Source organism: Tistrella mobilis, assembly GCF_041468085.1.
Taxonomy (GTDB): Bacteria; Pseudomonadota; Alphaproteobacteria; order Tistrellales; family Tistrellaceae; genus Tistrella; species Tistrella mobilis_A.
Map to the genome: position 1 here is coordinate 3,509,027 of NZ_CP121017.1, position 20,387 is coordinate 3,529,413.

Sequence of the window (20,387 nt, forward strand, 5' to 3'; positions counted from 1 at the left end):
GCCAGAGCCGGTGTTGCCGTTGTCGGTCACATCCACGGTCAGCGTCACATCGCCATTGGCATTCGCCACCGGCGTGAAGGTCAGCGCACCGCCCGAGAGGAAGGTGTTGATGTCGGCAACCGTGCCGGTCAGCGTCAGCGCCGTGGCCGTGCCGCCGACAGTCACGCCGCTGCCACTGGTCGCGGCGAGTTCGCCCTCGCCCACGGTGAAGGTCACCGTCACCTCGCCGGTGCCGGCGTCGACATCACTGATCGAGATGCCGGTCAACGCGGTCTCGGTGTCTTCGGTGACGTCGATGGAACCAGGCGCCGTGATTTCCGGCGCATCGTTCACCGCCGACACATCCAGCGTCACCGTCGCCGTATCGGTCTGCGACCCGCCCGAGCCGGTGTTGCCGCCGTCATCGACGGTCACCGTCAGGGTCACATCCGCCGTCGCATTCTCAGCCGTGGTGTAGCCGACGCCGCTGGCGGCGATGAAGGCGTTGATCGCGGTCACCGTGCCGGTCAGCGTCAGGCTGGTCGCCGTGCCGCCCACGGTCACGCCGCTGCCGCTGGTCGCGGACAGCGATCCGGTGGCGACATCCAGCGTGACGGTCACGTCGCCGGTACCGGCATCGACATCACTGATCGAGATGCCGGTCAGCGCGGTTGCGACATCCTCGGTCACGCTGATCGACGGCGGCGCCGTGATCTCCGGCGCGTCGTTCACCGCGGACACCGCCAGCGTCACCGTGGCCGTGTCGGTCAGGGTCCCGCCCGCACCGCTATTGCCGTCGTCATCGACATCGATGGTCAGGGTCACGTCGCCGCTGGCATTCGCCACCGGCGTGAAGGTCAGCGAATTGCCCGAGAGGAAGGCGTTGATGTCGGCCACCGTACCGGTCAGCGTCAGCGCGGTTGCCGTGCCGCCCACGGTCACATCAGCCGTACCGGTCGCGGCCAGTTCACCCTCGCCCACGGTGAAGGTCACCGTCACCTCGCCCGTGCCGGCATCGGCATCCGAAATCGAAATGCCGGTCAGCGCGGTCCCGGTGTCTTCGGTGACGTCGATCGACGCAGGCGCCGTGATCTCCGGCGCGTCGTTCACCGCCGTCAACGTGATCGCGAAGCTCTGATCACTGACCGTGTGGCTGGTGGCGTCGGTGATCGAGAAGCCGAAGCTGTCCGAGGCAGCCTCCGAGCCGTCATGCTCGTAGGTCACCAGCCCGTCGTCGATGTCCTTCTGCGTGAAGGTGTCGCCCAGTTCGAGGGCGGTGCCGTCGAGCTTGAGCGTGCCCCCCGCCGGCAGCGTGGTAAGCGTGTAGGCGATGTCGGCCGGATCGGTGTCTTCGGTATCCGACGAGGACAGCATCGCCGAGGTGATGGTGGTCGATCCGCCCTCGTCGAGCGTCAGGCCGGTATTGGTGTCGACCGTCGGCGGGGCATCGACCTCGATCGTGCGCTCGAAAGCGACACTGGTCTGCGTGTCCGTATCGCCGCTGTCGTCCGTCGCGGTGATCGAAACCACACGGTCGCCGCCGGGCATGGAGGATGCCGAACCGGTGTAGAGGAAGGCCGCGCCCTGCAGCACCGTCTGATAATCGGCAACCGAGGCCGCGCCCGACAGGGTCAGCGTGCCGGTGGCCGAGTTGAAATTGTAGCTGATGCCATGGTTGTTGGCGTAATTCGCCGCCGGCACGAACAGGCCCATATAGTCAGACGCACCACCAGGACGGGTGGTGAAGGTCACCACTACACTGGTGAGCTGTGTCGAATCGACGTCGCCGAGCACCGCGGAGCCGACGATCGCAACGGCAGCGCCGCCGGCACTGTAGACCGGCGAGGCCGACAGGTCGGTCACCGTCGGCGCGTCGTTCACCGGCGTGACATCCAGCGACACCATCGCCGTATCGGTCTGCGGCCCGCCCGAACCGTTATTGCCGCCGTCATCGACGGTCACCGTCAGGGTGACATCCGCCGTCGCATTCTCGGCCGTGGTGTAGCCGACGCCGCTGGCGGCGATGAAGGCGTTGATCGCGGTCACCGTGCCGGTCAGCGTCAGGCTGGTCGCCGTGCCGCCCACGGTCACGCCGCTGCCGCTGGTCGCGGACAGCGATCCGGTGGCGACATCCAGCGTGACGGTCACATCGCCGGTACCGGCATCGACATCACTGATCGAGATGCCGGTCAGCGCGGTTGCAACATCCTCGGTCACGCTGATCGACGGCGGCGCCGTGATCTCCGGCGCGTCGTTCACCGCGGACACCGCCAGCGTCACCGTGGCCGTGTCGGTCAGGGTCCCGCCCGCACCGCTATTGCCGTCGTCATCGACATCGATGGTCAGGGTCACGTCGCCGCTGGCATTCGCCACCGGCGTGAAGGTCAGCGAATTGCCCGAGAGGAAGGCGTTGATGTCGGCCACCGTGCCGGTCAGCGTCAGCGCCGTTGCCGTGCCGCCGACAGTCACGCCCGAGCCACTGGTCGCGGCCAGTTCGCCCTCGCCCACGGTGAAGGTCACCGTCACCTCGCCGGTGCCGGCGTCGACATCACTGATCGAAATGCCGGTCAGCGCGGTCTCGGTGTCTTCGATGACGTCGATCGAGGCCGGTACGGTCAACTCCGGCGCGTCGTTCACCGCGCTCACGCCCAGCGTCACGGTGGCGGTATCGGTCTGCGGCCCGCCCGAACCGTTATTGCCGCCGTCATCGACGGTCACCGTCAGGGTGACATCCGCCGTCGCATTCTCGGCCGTGGTGTAGCCGACGCCGCTGGCGGCGATGAAGGCGTTGATCGCGGTCACCGTGCCGGTCAGCGTCAGGCTGGTCGCCGTGCCGCCCACGGTCACGCCGCTGCCGCTGGTCGCGGACAGCGATCCGGTGGCGACATCCAGCGTGACGGTCACGTCGCCGGTACCGGCATCGACATCACTGATCGAGATGCCGGTCAGCGCGGTTGCGACATCCTCGGTCACGCTGATCGACGGCGGCGCCGTGATCTCCGGCGCGTCGTTCACCGCGGACACCGCCAGCGTCACCGTGGCCGTGTCGGTCAGGGTCCCGCCCGCACCGCTATTGCCGTCGTCATCGACATCGATGGTCAGGGTCACGTCGCCGCTGGCATTCGCCACCGGCGTGAAGGTCAGCGAATTGCCTGAGAGGAAGGCGTTGATGTCGGCCACCGTGCCGGTCAGCGTCAGCGCCGTTGCCGTGCCGCCGACAGTCACGCCCGAGCCACTGGTCGCGGCCAGTTCGCCCTCACCCACGGTGAAGGTCACCGTCACCTCGCCGGTGCCGGCATCGGCATCCGAAATCGAAATGCCGGTCAGCGCGGTCCCGGTGTCTTCGGTGACGTCGATCGACGCAGGCGCCGTGATCTCCGGCGCGTCGTTCACGGCCGTGACCGTGATCGCAAAACTCTGCCCGCTGACGGTGAGGTTGGTCGCGTCCGTCACCGAGAAGCCGAAGCTGTCCGACGCCCCTTCCGAGCCGTCATGCTCGTAGGTCACCAGCCCGTCGTCGATATCCTTCTGCGTGAAGGTATCGCCCACGCCGAGGACGGTGCCGTCGAGCTTGAGCGTACCGGCAGCCGGCGCCGTGGTCAGCGTGTAGGTGACATCGGCCGGATCGGTGTCTTCCATATCCGACGACGACAGCATCGCCGAGGTGATGGTGGTGGAATCGCCCTCGTCCAGCGTCGTGCCGGCGTTGGTATCGACCTTCGGCGGCGCATTGACCTCGATGGTGCGCTCGAAAGCGACACTGGTCTGCGTGTCCGTATCGCCGCTGTCGTCCGTCGCGGTGATCGAAACCACCCGGTCGCCGCCGGGCATGGAGGATGCCGAACCGGTGTAGAGGAAGGCCGCGCCCTGCAGCACCGTCTGATAATCGGCAACCGAGGCCGTGCCCGACAGGGTCAGCGTGCCGGTGGCCGAGTTGAAATTGTAGCTGATGCCATGGTTGTTGGCGTAATTCGCCGCCGGCACGAGCAGGCCCATATAGTCAGACGTACCACCAGGACGGGTGGTGAAGGTCACCACTACACTGGTGAGCTGTGTCGAATCGACGTCGCCGAGCACCGCGGAGCCGACGATCGCAACGGCAGCACCGCCGGCCGTGTAGACCGGCGAGGCCGACAGATCGGTCACCGTCGGCGCGTCATTGGTGGGCTGGATGTTCACGGTGGTCACCAGCGTGCCGGTGAGCGCGCCGCCCGAGCCCTGGACACCGGCATTGCCGTCATCGACCGACCAGAGCAGATCGACCGAGGCCGGCGGCGCGTCGCTCGCCGTGGCATAGCCGATCTGCCGCGCGGCTTCGGTCAGAAGATCGTAGGTCGCATTGGCATTGAGCGTGAGGACGAGCGTGCCGCCCGCATTGGTGGTGACGGTACCGATGACGATGCCACCGACGGTCAGATCTCCGCCCTCGGTCAGGTCGCCGAGCGTGCCGCCGCTGATCGCCCCGAACAGGTCGTCGGCATCGGCCCCGCCATCACGGGTGATGGTGATGACCATGCCGTCATGATTGTCGGCCAGCCACAGCTCGGGATCATAGATGTCGATCTCGGAATCGATCGCGGTGAAGCCGCCATCCTCGACATGGGTCGGATCCATGTTGAAGCCGGCGACGGGCGTACCGTCGGGGGCGAAGCGCGCTGCGAAGATCTCGTCGCCGCCGCAGCCGCAACCAAGATAGCTGCCACCGAGCAGCAGGTCGCCATTGTCGTCGACGGTGAGCGCCGAGATGGTGAAGCTGCGCAGATCGTCACCGAAGGTGACTTCGCCATTGGTCCCGAAGCTGGTGTCCAGCTGCCCGTCGGCGCCGATCTTGATGATCGAGGCGGTGGCGGTGGGCATGCCTCCGGTGATCGTTATACGGGTGCCGACCAGGACGACACTGCCATCGGCGAGCAGGGTTGCGTCGGTGGTCAGGCTGCCCGTGAAGGCCAGGCTGCCGCCGCTGCCGAAGCCACCATCGACGGAACCGCCATCCGTCAGACGCCAGAGCGTGGTGACGGGCAGGCCGGTATCCGCATCGGTATGGATGTTCAGGACGACCATGCCGCCGCCGGGCTGGGGCAGAACCGACACGCCGGTTTCGGCAATATCGGGATCGTCGATCGTGGCGGTGCCGCTGCTGCCGAAACCGGTATCCAGCGTGCCATCGGCGTTGTAGCGCTGAATGATCGCGCCGGTATCCGCCGCACCGGTAACGAGGATCTTGCCGTCGGCCTGGACGGCGACGCTCAGCAATGCCTCGCTGCCGCCGAAATCGATCGCCACCGCAGCACCGCCGTTGAACGCGGAGTCGAAGCTGCCATCGGCAAGCAGCCGGTACAGCCGGCCATCGGCGGTGCCACCATCGCCGGTGGTGTTCACGCCGGCCACCAGGATGCGGCCGGTATCGTCCACCGCCACCTTGTACAGCGAGAATGCCACCCCGGCGTCGTTGAGGACGACGACGCCATCCGTGCCGAAGCCGCTATCCCGCGTGCCGTTGTCGTTCAGGCTGACCAGCAGGGCCACGGTAGCACCGCCGGACACGTCGACCGTGCCTGTGATCAGCAGCTTGCCGTTGCTCTGCAGCAGGGCGTTCGCGGGCGTGAACTCGCCGCCGCTGTCCAGGGTGACGACGCCATTGGTGCCAAAGCTGGTGTCGAGCTTGCCGTCGGCGTCATAACGCGCGACCACGATCATGTTCGGCTGAACGCTGGTGTCGACGCCGAACTGATAGTAGCCGCCGTCAGGCAGGGCGACGATCCCGCCGATGCTGTCCATATCCCCCGGGGCATCGTCGACGACGGTACCATCGGGCATGGTGGTCACGTCGGGCGCATCGTTCACGGCCGTGACCGTGATGGTCACCGTCTCGCTGGCGGTTTCAGAGGCGCCGCCGCTATTGCCCAGATCGTCGATATCGACGGTCAGGGTGACATCGCCGGTATCGTCGGCATCGGTCTGGAAGGTGACGCCCTGGGCGGCGATGAAGGCGTTGATGTCGGCGATGGTGCCGGACAGCATGATCGCCTTCGACCCGTCGGTGACCGTCACCCCCGACCCGCTGGTGGCGGTGATCGTGCCGTGGTCGACGCTCAGCGTCACCTCGACCGTGCCACTGCCGGCATCGGCATCGGCAAAGGAAATGCCGGTGATCGCCGTGGCCGTGTCTTCGGTGACCGTGATCGTGCCGCCACCCGGCACGGTGATCACCGGTGCGTCGTTGACCGCGGTGATGGCAACCGTGCTGGTCAGCGTGCCCTCGGCCGCACCGCCGGCCCCTTGCGTGCCGCTATTGCCGTCATTCACCGTCCAGACCAGATCGACCGAGGCCGGCGGCGCGTCGCTGGAATTGGCATAGGCGATCTGGCGCAGCGCCTCGTTCACCAGCGCGCGGGTCGCCGCGGCATTGAGCGACAGCACCAGGGCGCCGGCCGAGTTGGTCACGACCGTGCCGATGGTGGTGCCCGAGACGACCAGGGCCTGGCCTTCGGTCAGGACACCGAGCGTGCCGCCATCGGCCGCCGAGAACTGATCCTGGCTGTCGGCACCGCCGTCGCGCGTCAGGCTGACGGTGAAACCGTCGAGCGTGTCGGCATCGCCCAGATCGACATCGTCGACCGCAATCGTCGGCGCGATCACCACCGGCGCGCCGTTTTCGGTATAAGCCACCGGATCGGCATCGAATACCGGCTGACCGGTCGCGTCATAGCGGGCGAAGTAGATATCGGCCGGCTGCAATGCCGAGTCGTAATGGATGCCGCCCAGCAGGATTTCGCCGGTGTCGGCGTCGATCCGGACCGAGGTGTGATTGAGCGGGAATTCGGTGCCGCCGATCGTGAACCCGCCATCCCGGCCGAAACCGGCATCGAGCACGCCATCGGCGGTAAAGCGCTGAACCGTCGTCGAAATATCCGCGGCGAAGGAGATGGTGCCGACAACGATGATGCCGCCATCCGGGGCGAAGGCGAAGGAGACGGTGTGCGCCGCCTCCCCCGTCACGGCACCGTTCAAACCGAAGCCGGTATCCAGCGCACCATCGGCGGTCAACCGCCAGATCACCGGCACCTGCTGGCCGGGGAAGCCGGAATCCTCGGTGGCCGACGCCACCAGAATGCTGCCATCGGCCTGCAGGCTGACCCCCTGAGCGCCAGCGCCGCCGAGGAGATCGGTATCGATGATCAGATAACCGCCGGTTCCGAAGCTGGTATCCAGCGTGCGATCGGCATTGTGGCGATAGACGATCAGATCGCGGCCCTGGACCGCCAGCGTCACGACCTTGCCGTCGGGCTGGATGACCGAATCGAGCGCCTGCTCGCTGCCCGGAATGCTGGCGCCGACATTGAACACGCCGTCCGCGGTGCCGTCGGCGGTGAAGCGGAACACGACGGTGCTGGTATCGCCCGAGGTGGGCGTCAGCGTCGCCGTGACATAGATCCGGTCGCTGCCGTCGATTTCGATATCGACCGGGCCGAAGCTCGACGGGGCCTGGGAGACGGTGATCGGGAAGCCCGACACCACGCTGCCATCGGTCGCAAGACGCGTCACCACCAGCGAGCTGTCGGAAGCCGCACGGCCGGCAATGATCAGTTCACCCGAGGCCAGCACCTTCACCGCGTTCGGAACCGTGCCGGCGAAATAGGCCGCACCATCCGTGCCATAGCTGGTATCGATGCTGCCATCGGCGTTGTAGCGATAGACCAGCACATTCTGGTACGCATCCCCACCGGTGGTGCGGCTGCTGACCACATAATGGCCGCCGCCGGGCGCATCCAGCATCCAGGTCGGGGTGGAAAGCGGCTCGGGCGCGGCAACCACATCGACGCCGTCATTGATGGTGTAGACATCCGGCGCGTCGTTGACCGGATCGACGGTCACGGTCACCGTGTCGGCATCGGTGCCCGGCAGGGCCGCGTCCTGGTCGCTGACGCTGACCGAGAGATCGACCGTACCGGTGACGTTCACCCCCGGCCGGTAGGTCACATTGCCGCCGGAAATGAAGGCGTTGATGTCGGCCCGGCTGCCGGTGAGGATCAGGGTCTGGCCGCCGGCGGCAACGGTGACGTCGGCGGTGCCGGTGGCGGTGAACGAACCGCCCGGGGCGGTGATCGTCAGCACGTAATCCTGGCCGAGATCGTCGGTGTCGGCGATCGAAATGCCGGTGATCTGAAGATCGGTGTCCTCGTTCACGGTCAGCGAGCCCGGCACGGTCAGCACCGGTGCCTCGTTCACGACCGTCACCTCCATGCTGCCGGTGGCGAGCGCCGAGGAATAGGCGCTGGAGCTGCCGGTGATGGTGGTGTCGGCGGTGCCGCGGGTGGAACCGCTGGTGGCGGTGCCGATGGTCTGGTCCCAGGCGCGGAACGAGATGGTCGCGGTCTCGGCCGTGTTGCCGGCCGGGTCGTAGCGGAGCTGGGCATCCGCCGCCAGCAGAAGCGAGGCATTCACCGACACGGTGCCGACCGCATACCAGTTGGTGCCGTCGGTCGAATACTCCCAGCTGCCGGTGCCGGTCAGCGCGGTGATCGCGATACCCGATTCGGGGTTGGCATCGACATCGCCATAGCCGGCATCGGTGAGCAGGTCGCTGACGGTGATGGCGGTCGACACGTCATTGCGATCCACCGGATCCAGCGTGATGTCGGTGGTCGACAGCGTCGGCGCGTCGTTGATCTGGGTGACGACCATCGCCGCGCGGGAATCTTCCACGGAATAGGCCGTGCTGCCGCCCGTGCTGGACGCATCCCCCGTCTGGAGCGTGGACCCGCTGGTGGCCGTGCCCGAGGTCTGGTCCCAGCCCCGGAAGGTCAGCGATGCCGGGCCGCCGCGGTTGTTGTCGGGCACGAAACGGAACTGGGTGGTCGCTGCGAACAGCAGGGCCGCACTGTCGGATGCCGTCGTGCCCAGCCCGTACCAGTTGGTGCCGTCGGTCGTGTACTGCCAGGCGCCGTTGCCGAGGATACCGGTGATCGCGATGCCCGAAACCGCGCCGCTGTCGGGGTCGGCATAATTCACATCGGTCAGCCAGTCGCTGACCGAATAGGTCGTCGACATGGTGTTTTCATTGGTGGTCGTCAGCGCGACCTGCGATCCGTCGATGGTCGGCGCGTCGTTCACCGCAGAGACCGCCAGCGTCACCGTGGCCGTGTCGGTCTTCACCCCGCCGGAGCCGGTATTGCCGCCGTCATCGACATCGACGGTCAGGGTCACATTGCCGCTGGCATCGGCGGCGGGCGTGAAGGTCAACGCACTGGCCGCGATGAAGGCGTTGATGTCGGCCACCGTGCCGGTCAGCGTCAGCGCGGTCGCCGTGCCGCCCACGGTCACGCCGCTGCCGCTGGTCGCGGCAAGCTCACCCTCGCCCACCGTGAAGGTCACCGTCACATCGCTGGTACCGGCATCGGCATCCGAAATCGAAATGCCGGTGAGCGCGGTCTCGGTGTCTTCGGTGACGTCGATCGACCCGGGCGCCGTGATCTCGGGCGCGTCGTTCACGGCCGTTACGGTGATCGCGAAGGTCTGACTGCTGACGGTGTGGTTGGTCGTATCCTTCACCGAGAAGCCGAAGCTGCCCGAGGTGGTTTCCGAGCCGTCATGCTCGTAGGTCAGCAGCCCGTCGTCGATATCCTTCTGGGTGAAGGTGTCATTCACCGACAGCGCGGTGCCGTTGCGCTTCAGCGTGCCCGCGGCCGGCGCCGTGGTCAGGGTATAGGTGACGTCGGCCGGATCGGTGTCTTCGGTATCCGACGACGACAGCATCGCCGAGGTGATGGTGGTGGAGCCGCCCTCGTCCAGCGTCGTGCCGGTATTGGTGTCGACCTTCGGCGGGGCATCGACCTCGATCGTGCGCTCGAAGGCGGCACTGGCCTGGGTCGCACTGTCGCCGCTGTCATCCGTCGCGACGATCGAGACCACACGGTCGCCGCCGGGCATGGAGGCAGTGCTGCCGGTATAGGCATAGACCACGCCCCGCAGCACGGTCTGATATTGGGCGACCGAGGCCGTGCCCGAAAGGGTCAGCGTGCCCGTGGCGTTGTTGTAGTTGACGTCGATCCCGTAGTTACTTGCATTGTCCGCCCCCGTGGTCGACATGGCGATACGATCCGACGTCCCGCCCGGGCGGGTGGTCAGGGTCAGCACCACGCTGGTCAGATTGCCGGAGTCGACGTCGACGATCGTTGCGGATTCGGCCACCGCCACCGGCGAGCCGCCGGCACTGAAGAGCGGCGACGCCGAGGTGTCGTTCACCACCGGCGCATCGTTCACCGGCGTCGTGTTGACGGTGAAGGTATGCTGCACCGCGTCCGAATAGTTTGCGGACGACTGCTTCAGCGTGAAGGTCAGGGTGCCGGCAGTTTCCCCGCCGTCATGCTGGAAGGTGACGAGCCCGTCGTCGATATCCTGCTGGGTAAAGGTCCCGCCGGTCGACAGCGTGCTGCCGTTGAGCGACACGGTCAGATGACTGAGCGCCGCCACCGTATAGATCAGATCCGCCCCGGTGGCGTAATCGTCGGAGGCTTCCAGCATCGCGGTGGTGATGCTGCCCGATCCGCCCTCGGCAACCGTGGTGCCGGTATTGGTGGCGACCGTCGGGGTCTTGTCGATCTCGATCGTCAGATCGAAGGTGCCGACCTGATCATTGGCATCGGTGACCGTATAGCGGATGATGCGGTCGGTCGTGTCGAGAGCGGCCACCGACGACTGGTTCTTGTACTCGATATTGCGGAGAATATTCTGGTAGGTATTGAGTGACGCGGTGCCGGTGAAGGTCAACGTGTAGTTATTATACGAGATGCTGACACCAGCATAGGTTCCCATAATGCGCGGGCGCTCCTGGAACGTGTCCGGAGGACTGACCAGCTGCACCGTCGCCGATTTTATCATCGTCGTGTCGTCGATGAGGAACAGGTCCGGCGCGAAGTACGCATAATCCTGACTACCTGAATAGGCACCCGGGGTATAGACGAAGGTGTCGGCCGAAATCGCCGGCGGATCATCGTCCAGGCTGGTGACGGCGACGCCGCTGCCGATCAGCTCGTCGGAGGTGGCGCCGTCGGCATCGGTGACGGTGGCGCGGATGACGCGCGACCCGGCGGCGGTGGGCGTGAAGCCAACTTGGCTGTCGCCGCCATAGCCCCAGGTGGGGGCGTCCGCGGTGGAGCTGTAGGTCACGGTGCGCAGCGCCGCCTGCATCTGCGCCGCTGTGCCGCTGCCGGTCAGCGTCAGGACAAGAAAGCCGTCCTCCATCGCCAGGCTGGCACTGTAGGGGCCGGGCGAGGTGACCGCGAGCACATCGCCATCATGCGAGTTGGCGATCCAGACCTTGGCCGAGGTGATCAGGTCGCCATCGTCATCGGCGACCGTGATATCGGGCAGCAGGATGACCGGCGCGTCGCCTTCCTGCCAGCTTACGGTCCGCGGGCCACCCAGCACCGGGGTGGTGTCGCCCACCAGCTCGACCGCACCGATATCGATGGCGCTGCCGAAAACGCGGGTGGCGCCGGTCTGGTCGGTGGCGGGCTGGCCGGTGATCGAGGCATTGCCGGCATCGATCGCCGAGCTGCCGGTGCCCGGCTTCATCGTCTGGGTATAGCCGCCATTATCCGCCAGCGCCCCCAGATTGGGATCGGTGGTCTTGTCGGTGCCGGCGCTGGTCCAGCCGTTATTGGCAAGGCTGTTGCCGAAATAGATGTTCCAGCCGACATTGGTCGCACTGCCGCCGGTGACGTTCACGCCCCGGCCGGTGTTGTTGGCCAGAATCGTATGGCTGACACTGACCGAGCCGCCATAGGAATCGATCGTGCCGTTATAGGTGGCATCGCTCGCGCTGTTGCCCGAAAAGGTGCTGTGCGCCACGGTGAGCGCCGAGGTGCTTTCGATCGCGCTGCCGAAGGTCGCTGTGTTCCCGGAAAAGGTAGAATTGACCACAGAAACGGTGCTGCTGGTGCCGAGTAGTGCGACGGCGCCACCACTACCGCTGCTGGTCGCAACATTGCGATCGAAGGTAGACCGAACAACATCGAGATCAACCAAGGCATTAGCCGCAATGAGGACAGCACCGCCACTCCCCCCAGTGCCGCTGGCCGTGTTCTGTGTGAAGGTACTGTCGGTGATGAAGGCCTCGGAGGTTGTCGCTGTGTCCGTAAGCGCGACAGCACCACCCCCGGCACCGCCATTGGTCGCGTCATTCCCGGTGAATGTCGAGCGCTCGATCGTCGTCGACCCACCGCCCGTCCGCGTCGAGATCGCACCGCCCACACCGCTGCTATTGTTGGTAAAGGTACCGCCCGTGGCAGAAAAAGTGATGTTGCCGGAAGCATTGCCCTCCACCCGGATCGCACCACCTGAATTGGTCGCACTATTCTGATCGAAACTGCTGTCGGTGACGTTCAGCGTGGCGCCGGCCGCACTGGTCTGATAGATCGCGCCACCTTCGGTGGTCGCGGTGTTGGTGGTGAACTGGCCGGTGACCGTGTGGATGAAATTGCCGCCGGAAATATAGATCGCGCCACCGGCGCCGCTGGTTGCCTGGTTGTCGACGAAGCTGTTGGTGCCGGTCATCGCCAGCTGGCCGCCGCTGATAAAAATCGCGCCGCCCTGGGTGGCATGCAGACCGGTCATGGTCATGTCGGTCAGCGTCAGCGTGTCCGAGCCGGTGGACGAGAAATTGATGCCGGCGCCGCCGCCCGAGGTCTTCGACGCACCATCGATCGCCAGCCGCGCAAAGGTGACCGTGGCATCGCTGACCGTGAACACGCTGCCATTGGTGATGTTGGCGGCCAGAATGTTGCGGGTCGCCGCGGTGCTGGACTGGATCACGACATTGTCGGTGATCGTTGTAAAACCGGTGGCGCCGCTGCCCAGCGTGATATCGGCCGTGATGTCGATCTGGTCGGTGCCGGCCGCCGCATTGGCATTGACGATCGCGGTTTCCAGCTGGGCCTCGGTGCCGGCGGTGAAGGTCGCCATCAGGCCGTCATAGCCGGCGCGGGTGTCTTCCGTCACCGCGATCGTGGTGTCGACCTGGCCGATCGACACTTCCAGATCCCAGTCGCCGAAACGGCCACCGCCATTGGCGGCGACGCTGCCGGTGGCATCGTCCGAGGCGGCGACATCGGCGCCGGTCAGCTCTGCCAGCCGGCCCAGAAAAGCCAGGCCGTCGCTACCGCCGGCCACGTCGCAGCCATAAAGCAGGATGTCGCCATCCTCGGCCAGACCGGCGCCGATCACCGCCAGGTCGCCGGCCCGGTCGTCGATATTCCTGTCCGAGAGGGTGGAAGATCCCAGCCAGATTTCGCCGACGCTGCCTTCCGAAATGATGTGGATGGCATCCACTGACCCCGACTGTTCGGCCATCCAGTCGGCGATCTGTTCCAGCCCGTCGCGGCCGGCATCCAGCACCACGATTTCAACATCCTGGGCCAGGCCGGCGGCCAGGGTCTGCCAGTCGGTGACGCGGGTGTCGATGAAGGCGACCTCGCGCCGGTCGCCCGCCGCGGCGGGGGCCGTCGCCACATCCGATCCGTCATCGCCGCCCTGGGCGGCGGTTTCCACCAGGGCGGCGGCGTCATGGGCATCGGCCTGATGGCCGGTATCGGCCGCACTGCCGTCGCCGGCGGTATCGGGGTGCAGTTCCTGCGCGGCATCCTGGGCCGCCTGATCCTGCAGCGCCTCTGCCGCGGTGGCGACACCGGCAGCATCGAACATCATCCGTGGCTCAAGCGCCTGGGCCAGCGCCCCCCGCCGGCCCGGGCGGCGCGGCCCGGTGATGTGACGGCTGGCATGATCTCCCCGACGACGAAAGCGGCGCATGATACCCGTCCCCCGAAACCCCGTGACGACCGGGCGACGTGATCTCCACACCCGGTCTGACTGTCGTTCCCGCGGCGCCGGCGATTCTTCTTCACGAAGTGCCGCATATCGCAACGATACACCCGTCCGGCCGGACGCAGCGTACCTTCGTCGGGTTTTCGTTAACCTAGCTGAACCTTCCTGACCCGGAAAGCGGCTTTCCGGGCGCGCGCGCGGCGGGCCGGCGCTCCAGAAGCTTGATTCGGCGCGTTTTTCAACGATCCCAAGCATTTGAGGCATATCAACGGCCATTAACCTCGTCCTCACATGACGGGCAAGACTCCTGTCGCAAACCGTGCGACATTAATCACGCACGGCAACCGCCAAGCGAAACGGCGGGAATGCGCCGCAGATGCATGCAATCCAGGCTGGTGTGGCCAGGCTGGTGCGGGGCTGCATCCCGCCGGGTCTGCCGCCGGTCAACCATCGGGATGTGGGATGTTCGAGAACTTCACCTTTGAAACCTTCGCGCCGCATGTCGGCACCGAATTCCATGTGCGCCTGCCCCAGGGCAATCTGCCGCTGACCCTGGTCTCTGCCCGGCCCGGTATCCAGGCCATGTTGACCGGCCAGCGCCGCCTGGGCTTCAGCCTGATCTTCCGCGGCCCCCCCCAGATCTATCTGCCGGCCAACAGCTACGACATCGCCCATCCCCGGCTGGGGCTGCTGAAGATGATGTTCATCTGCCCGGTGATCGCGCCGGTCGATCCGTCGACCGGGCGGCCGATGCCGGGCAATCACTACGAAGCGATCTTCAATTGACGCCCCCCACTGATGCCAAGGCCCACTGATACCAAGACCCACTGACACCAACGCCCACTGACACCAACGCCTGCCGAAACCACCGGCTGCGGCCCGGCCGGGCGACCGCATCGCCACGTCGCGACGACAGCCATGTCGACCACAAGACGGAACAGGACGAGGACGGAGACCGGATATGGATTCACCCTTCATCGCCAGCATCGTGACCTGGATGCCGGATTTCGCACCCAAGGGCTGGGCCTTCTGCCAGGGCCAGATCCTCTCGATCGCCCAGAATCAGGCGGTGTTCGCGCTGATCGGCACCACCTATGGCGGCAACGGCAGCACCACCTTCGCCCTGCCCGACCTGCGCAGCCGCATACCCGTCGGTACCGGCAACGGCCCGGGCCTGTCACCGGTCTATCTGGGCCAGGCGGCCGGCAGCGAAACCCAGACCATGACCGATCAGACCCTGCCGGCCCATACCCATTTCGCCCTGCCCGAGCTGCGCCCGGCCCTGCCGCTGTCGACCGCCCCGGCCACGGCGCCCGATCCGACCACCGGCGTGCTCGCCACCGGATCGGTCCGCATCGGCAGCGGCCCGGCCGCCCAGACCTTTCCGGTGTCGAATTTCACCACCGCTCAGGCCAGTGCCGTGCTGCCGGTCACCATGCCGGGGGATCTGACCGCGACCCCCACCGGCAACTCCCAGCCCTTTTCGATCATGCAGCCCTATACGGCGCTCAACTTCATCTTTGCGATGCAGGGCATCTATCCGCCGCGCAGCTGACCGGTTTCCGCTGCGCAGCCGGGCCGGCACTGCTCCGGTCGCCATCCACGGGCCCGGTCGCCATCCACATGGTCTCCACCATCCATAAGGTTTCGGAAAGATGAACCCCTATATCGGACTCTGCATGCATTGGGCGCCGAATTTCGCCCCCCGCAACTGGGCCTATTGCGCCAATCAGCTGATGGCAATCAGCCAGAACACCGCACTGTTTTCGCTGATCGGCACCACCTATGGCGGTAACGGCATCCAGACCTTCGCCCTGCCCGATCTGCGCGGCCGCGCCGGCCTGGCCGCCGGCCGCTCGACCACCGGCACCCAATATGTCGAAGGCGAAGTCGCCGGCACCGACCAGACCACCCTGCTGATGACCAATATGCCGGCCCATACCCATGCGGTCAGCCCGGTCACCGGCACCCTGCCGGCCACCGCCACCCAGGCCGATACCAACGGGCCGGCCACGGGGCTCGCCTTCGGCATGGCGCACACGACTTTCGACAACGGCGGCATTGAGGTGTCCGTCCCGGTCAACGCCTATGCAGCCGGCCCGGCCGATGTTACCTCGGCGGTGGGGGCGTCCGGCGGCACGGTCACCTTCGGGGTGACCGGCCACAACGCCCAGACCCCGATCACCCAGCCCTATCTGGGCCTGAACATCATCATCGCCATGTACGGCATTTTCCCGCCGCGCAGCTGACCGGCCCCCGACGCGAAAACAGGAGAGAACCGATGGACGGAGTTTATCTGGGGGCCGTGTTCCTCTGGGCGCCGAGCTTTGCACCGCGCGGCTATACCTTCTGCAACGGCCAGTTGCTGTCGATCGCGCAGAACGACGCCCTGTTCAGCCTGATCGGTACGACCTTCGGCGGTGATGGCCAGACCACCTTTGCCCTGCCCAACCTGATCGGCCGCACGCCCCTGGGCGCGGGCCAGGGGCCCGGCCTGTCGAACTATGCCCTGGGCCAGACCGGTGGCACCGAGACCATCACGCTGACCGGCAACAATCTGGCCCATCACACCCATACCGTTACGGCAGAACTGCAGGCCACGATTCCGATCGCCACCACCGACGCGACCGAGTCCGAGCCGGCCAATGACGTCGTCCTGGGCAATGGCAATTTCGTGCAGACCAATGCGCCCGGCTCCCCCACCCGGCCCGCCAATCTGTTCGTCGCCGTGCAGAACCCGGAAGCGACCCTGCCGGTGCAGATGAACGGCCAGGTCGCCGTCGGCTCGTCGGGCATGAACGTCCCGGTCCAGATCATGCAGCCTTACGCGGTGCTGCAATACATCACCCCGCTCTACGGCATTTATCCGCCGCAGGGCTGATCGGGCGCCACACCGTCAACGACGCATCAGGGGGCACGCGGCGACGATCCGCGTGCCCCTTTTATTCGGGTCGATCCGTGGCCGCATGTGGCCGTATAGATTCTGGCCATCACCGATCATCCCGATCTGTTCGCGGCGATCGACACAACCTATGGCGGTGACGGCATCACCGGCTTCCGCCTGCCGGATCTTCGCGGCCGACGCTGGGTCGGCGCCGGCCAGGGGCCGGACACGGCGGCCTTCACCCCCGCCGACAGCGGCGGCGCCGAGACCCTGGTGCTGACCGCCGACCAGCTGCCGGCCGCCGGCGCGCAGGCGACGTTCACCACCCCCGCCGCCGGCCTGATCCCCGGCAATGGCCACACGATTTTCGACGATGGTGGTGGAGACGTCTCGACCACGGTCCAGGCCTATGCCGATGCCAGCCGCGCCGATGGCCGTTTCCTGGCCCCGGCGATCGAGGGCGGGCTGGCGGTTGTGCCCGGCCGGCGGCGGGGTGCCGGTGCCGCTGGGCGCGCCCTGGCTGGCGGCCACCGCGATCATCCGCGCCACCCTCTGACCCGCTGCCCGACCGTCACCCCCGGCCCCCGCGGGCGCGCGATTCCTGGTCGCGCGCCCGCCTGCCCTGCTCTGCCCGACGAGAACATAACGGTTTCGTCTTGCGCCGCAAAACCATCGGAACAAGGCGCGTACAGGCACAGAATCATACACGTTTCCGATGAAATTCCGCGGCAAACGGCATCGGAGAGAGGGGCAAGCGCTGAACATTTTATTTAAATTTCCTTAAAGCGCCGGATATCCCGTGTGCCACACCTCACATGAAGATACACAATTCACAGGAACAAGAAACATGTCTGCAAGCCATGCTGCAATGCAGTATTTCCAAAAGGTAAACAGCCATGCCGAACGCGACCAGATCCTGAGTGACATATCATCGCACTGTGATTGCCCACCACAATCCCGCCGTGGACATCAGTGAAGATATTCTCTGCTTGTTTGAATTTTGTTCCGATTTTTCGCTAAAACTTCTCGCTCAGGTTGTAATAAACCTGCACATAACAAGAACATTTCAGAAACATATTCCCACGACAACATGGTTAACGCCACCTGGGGCGGGTCCCCCGCCCGGGTGCTGCATTCCGGTATCGGCGGCATCAGCCCGGCCCGGCGCTCTGGTTGCGCCGCAATATGGCCCTGGCCCCGCAGCGGATGGCGGCGCTGATCCTCCCGCGGCGGTTACACCCTCCCACCCTGGGCGCGAACAGCGAACCCCACACCATCGAAACGCGATGGACATCTTCGGGCAGGCACCCTATAGTCGGGGTCGCAGCCCGGTCGTGCGATGGCGCGGGGGGGTGTATGGGACGGATGGCATGACGCGATGCCGCCCGGCCCCGCCGTACAGGTTTACCCGAACTTGTGTGGTGTAGATGCGACACCGACTTGAGCGCGGCGGACAGGTGTCCTGCCGCGCTTTTTTCGTCGCCCGCCAGATGTGCGGATCAGAAGCCGCTTTCGCGGATGGCGACGGCGATCACCCGGCGCCACAGGCTGGCGGCGAAGCTTTCCGCCGGTGCGTCGATCCGCACCATGCCCCGCAGGGCCAGGGTCTGGCCGGCGGGCGCTGCGGCTGCATCGCCGGCATCGGGTTCCAGCCACACCCGATAGACCGCGCCGCGCGGCACGGGGCGGCGCTCGTGGTCCAGCTCGGTTGCGATCGGCCCGCCATTCTGGCTGGCCAGGGCTGGCTGATCCAGGGCATCGACCGCCGTCTCGGACACGGCCGTCACCACCACCGGCAGCGGGTCGCGCGCGGGGTCGTCGGTCACGAAGCGGCCGCGGGCGCCGACATGCAGCCGCGGCAGATCCTCGCCCCGGACATAGGCCTCGATCCGCCCGCCCTCTGCCGCCACCACCAGCCCCAGCACCCGGGCGGGGGATACCCACAATCCCGGCATCAGATCGGCCGGCGGGTCGCGGAAGATGCCGTCCTGCGGCGCGCGCACCACCAGCCGGGCGCGCTCTGCCACCAGCCCGTCCAGCTCCGCCAGCCGGGCGGCCAGCCGCCCTTCCAGCACGCCCACCTCGGCGGCGGTGGCGGCGCTGGCGGCCTGGCGCTGGATCAGTCTCTGGGTCACGTCCAGCTCCAGGCGGATCATCTCGATCTTCCGGTCCAGATCGGGGTTGTCGAGCACCACCACCGGCTGGCCGGCGGTCACGCGCGCCCCCGCCGCCACGGGCACCTCCACCACCCGCGCCGGCGCCGGCGGATGCAGCCGCGGGCTGGCCGATGCCTCCAGCATCGCCGGCAGGCCGATATCGCCCTGCCAGGGCACGAAGGCGAGCCCGATCAGCAGCGCCAGCACCGCCAGGCTGCGGGCCATGGCCCGATTCATCCGCATCTCGTCCCTCGCCTTCCACCATTCGCCGATTTCACGCAGCGCCGGCATCGCCAGGAACCAGCACACCTCCACCGCCGCCAGCAGGATGCCCAGCACCTTGAAGAAGGCGTGATAGACCAGCACGGCGATGCCCAGGAACAGGAAGAACCGCCAGATCCAGGCACCATAGGCATAAATCAGCACCGCCCGCCGGGTGCGCGGCGGCAGCACTTCCGGCGGCTCGCGCCCCAGGCCGAACAGGGTTTCGCGCAGATGCCAGCGGGCCAGCGCAAAGCCGCGGCCCTGCAGGTTGCGCACGCCGATCAGATCCGACAGCAGGTAATAGCCGTCGAAGCGCATCAGCGGGTTCAGATTGACCAGCAGGGTCATGAACCACGACACCGCCGCCAGGAAGAACACGGCAGAGCGCGCCGGCCCGTCGGGCATCAGCGTCCACAGAATGGTGGCGATCGCGGCGATGCCCAGCTCCACCGCCATGCCGGCGGCGCCGATGATCAGCCGCCGGTGGCGTTCCGGCAGCCGCCAGGCGTCGCTCACATCGGTATAGAGCACCGGCATCATCACCAGCAGGGCGACGCCCATGGAATGCACCCGGCAGCCGAAGCGTTTGGCGGCCAGGGCATGGCCCATCTCGTGCAGCACCTTGGCCACGACCATCGCCAGGCCGAACCACACCGCCCCTTCAAGCGTCAGGAAGCTGGTGAAGGTGTGCAGGAACACATCCCATTGCCGCCCGACCAGATAGAGCGCCACGCCGACCAGGGCGAGCAGGGTGAGCCCCGCCCCCCTGGAAAACATCATCCGGCCCAGCGGCGTCAGCCCGTCCAGCCACATATCGGGGCGGACCAGCGGCACGCGCACGAACAGATAATTGTGCAGCAGCCAGGAAAAGGCGCTGCGCTTTGCCGCCTTGCGCTGGCGGGCATAGCTGCCGGTCATCCCCGGCTCGTCGCCCGCCACCAGATTGTTGGCGATCAGGAAACGGGCCAGTTCGTCGACATCCGCCAGCTCCAGCGGCAGGCGAGAGGCGGCCATGGCCCGGGCCAGAACCTTGTCGGGCATCCCCTGATCCCAGGCGCCCAGCAGCGCCACCGCCTGGGGCGACAGGCTGTAATAGCGCCCGCGCGCCGGATCCAGAATCGTCCAGCTGGGGCCACCGTCCAGATCGGTGGGGCCCGGCAGCAGTTTCAGATCCTCGCGCAGCCGCGGCACCGGCTTGGCCTGCTGCTGGCCGCCCGCGCCGCCCCCGAACGAGATGGTCGGCCCCCCCGGCGCGCTGCCCTGCACGGATGTGACCATGA

Annotated in this window: 7 protein-coding genes (1 of these 7 cut by a window edge); 5 read left to right on the top strand and 2 right to left on the bottom strand. The window is 66.6% G+C overall.

Annotated features, from left to right (window positions below):
* A protein-coding gene (locus tag P7L68_RS21355) for a cadherin-like domain-containing protein (protein WP_372001486.1) crosses the window boundary here: on the bottom strand, nucleotides 1-13,788 show its 5' portion. Its footprint begins 15,948 nt before the window's first position; 13,788 of the gene's 29,736 nt are visible here — the first part of the coding sequence; the start codon lies at nucleotides 13,786-13,788; its stop codon lies off the left edge, out of view.
* Nucleotides 13,789-14,265: 477 nt separating this feature from the next.
* Here P7L68_RS21355 and P7L68_RS21360 point away from each other — a divergent pair, with 477 nt between their 5' ends.
* The 5 genes from P7L68_RS21360 (at nucleotide 14,266) to P7L68_RS21380 (ending at nucleotide 17,461) form a co-directional block, all read left to right on the top strand.
* Complete coding sequence (locus P7L68_RS21360; protein WP_372001488.1) at nucleotides 14,266-14,589, top strand: hypothetical protein; 324 nt, start codon at nucleotides 14,266-14,268, stop codon at nucleotides 14,587-14,589.
* Nucleotides 14,590-14,764: 175 nt separating this feature from the next.
* Nucleotides 14,765-15,358, top strand: coding sequence for a phage tail protein (locus P7L68_RS21365; RefSeq protein ID WP_372001490.1), 594 nt, complete (start codon nucleotides 14,765-14,767; stop codon nucleotides 15,356-15,358).
* A gap of 100 nt (nucleotides 15,359-15,458) precedes the next feature.
* A complete protein-coding gene (locus P7L68_RS21370; RefSeq protein ID WP_372001492.1) occupies nucleotides 15,459-16,052 on the top strand; it encodes a phage tail protein in 594 nt (197 codons plus the stop codon).
* A 32-nt stretch (nucleotides 16,053-16,084) separates the two neighbouring features.
* On the top strand, nucleotides 16,085-16,684 hold the full coding sequence (locus tag P7L68_RS21375) for a phage tail protein (protein WP_372001493.1): 600 nt from the start codon (nucleotides 16,085-16,087) through the stop codon (nucleotides 16,682-16,684).
* Between the two features lie 138 nt (nucleotides 16,685-16,822).
* The gene (locus tag P7L68_RS21380) at nucleotides 16,823-17,461 is read left to right on the top strand and encodes a phage tail protein (protein WP_372006911.1); all 639 of its coding nucleotides are present in this window, start codon (nucleotides 16,823-16,825) and stop codon (nucleotides 17,459-17,461) included.
* Nucleotides 17,462-18,186: 725 nt separating this feature from the next.
* Here the strand turns inward: P7L68_RS21380 and P7L68_RS21385 are convergent.
* A complete protein-coding gene (locus P7L68_RS21385; RefSeq protein ID WP_372001495.1) occupies nucleotides 18,187-20,385 on the bottom strand; it encodes a site-2 protease family protein in 2,199 nt (732 codons plus the stop codon).
* Between the last annotated feature and the right edge of the window lie 2 nt (nucleotides 20,386-20,387).

Coding starts and splice junctions, on each gene's coding strand:
- P7L68_RS21385 (WP_372001495.1), bottom strand. CDS start 20,385: ATGGTCACATCCGTGCAGGGCAGCGCGCCGGGGGGGCCGACCATCTCG.
- P7L68_RS21370 (WP_372001492.1), top strand. CDS start 15,459: ATGAACCCCTATATCGGACTCTGCATGCATTGGGCGCCGAATTTCGCC.
- P7L68_RS21360 (WP_372001488.1), top strand. CDS start 14,266: ATGTTCGAGAACTTCACCTTTGAAACCTTCGCGCCGCATGTCGGCACC.
- P7L68_RS21375 (WP_372001493.1), top strand. CDS start 16,085: ATGGACGGAGTTTATCTGGGGGCCGTGTTCCTCTGGGCGCCGAGCTTT.
- P7L68_RS21365 (WP_372001490.1), top strand. CDS start 14,765: ATGGATTCACCCTTCATCGCCAGCATCGTGACCTGGATGCCGGATTTC.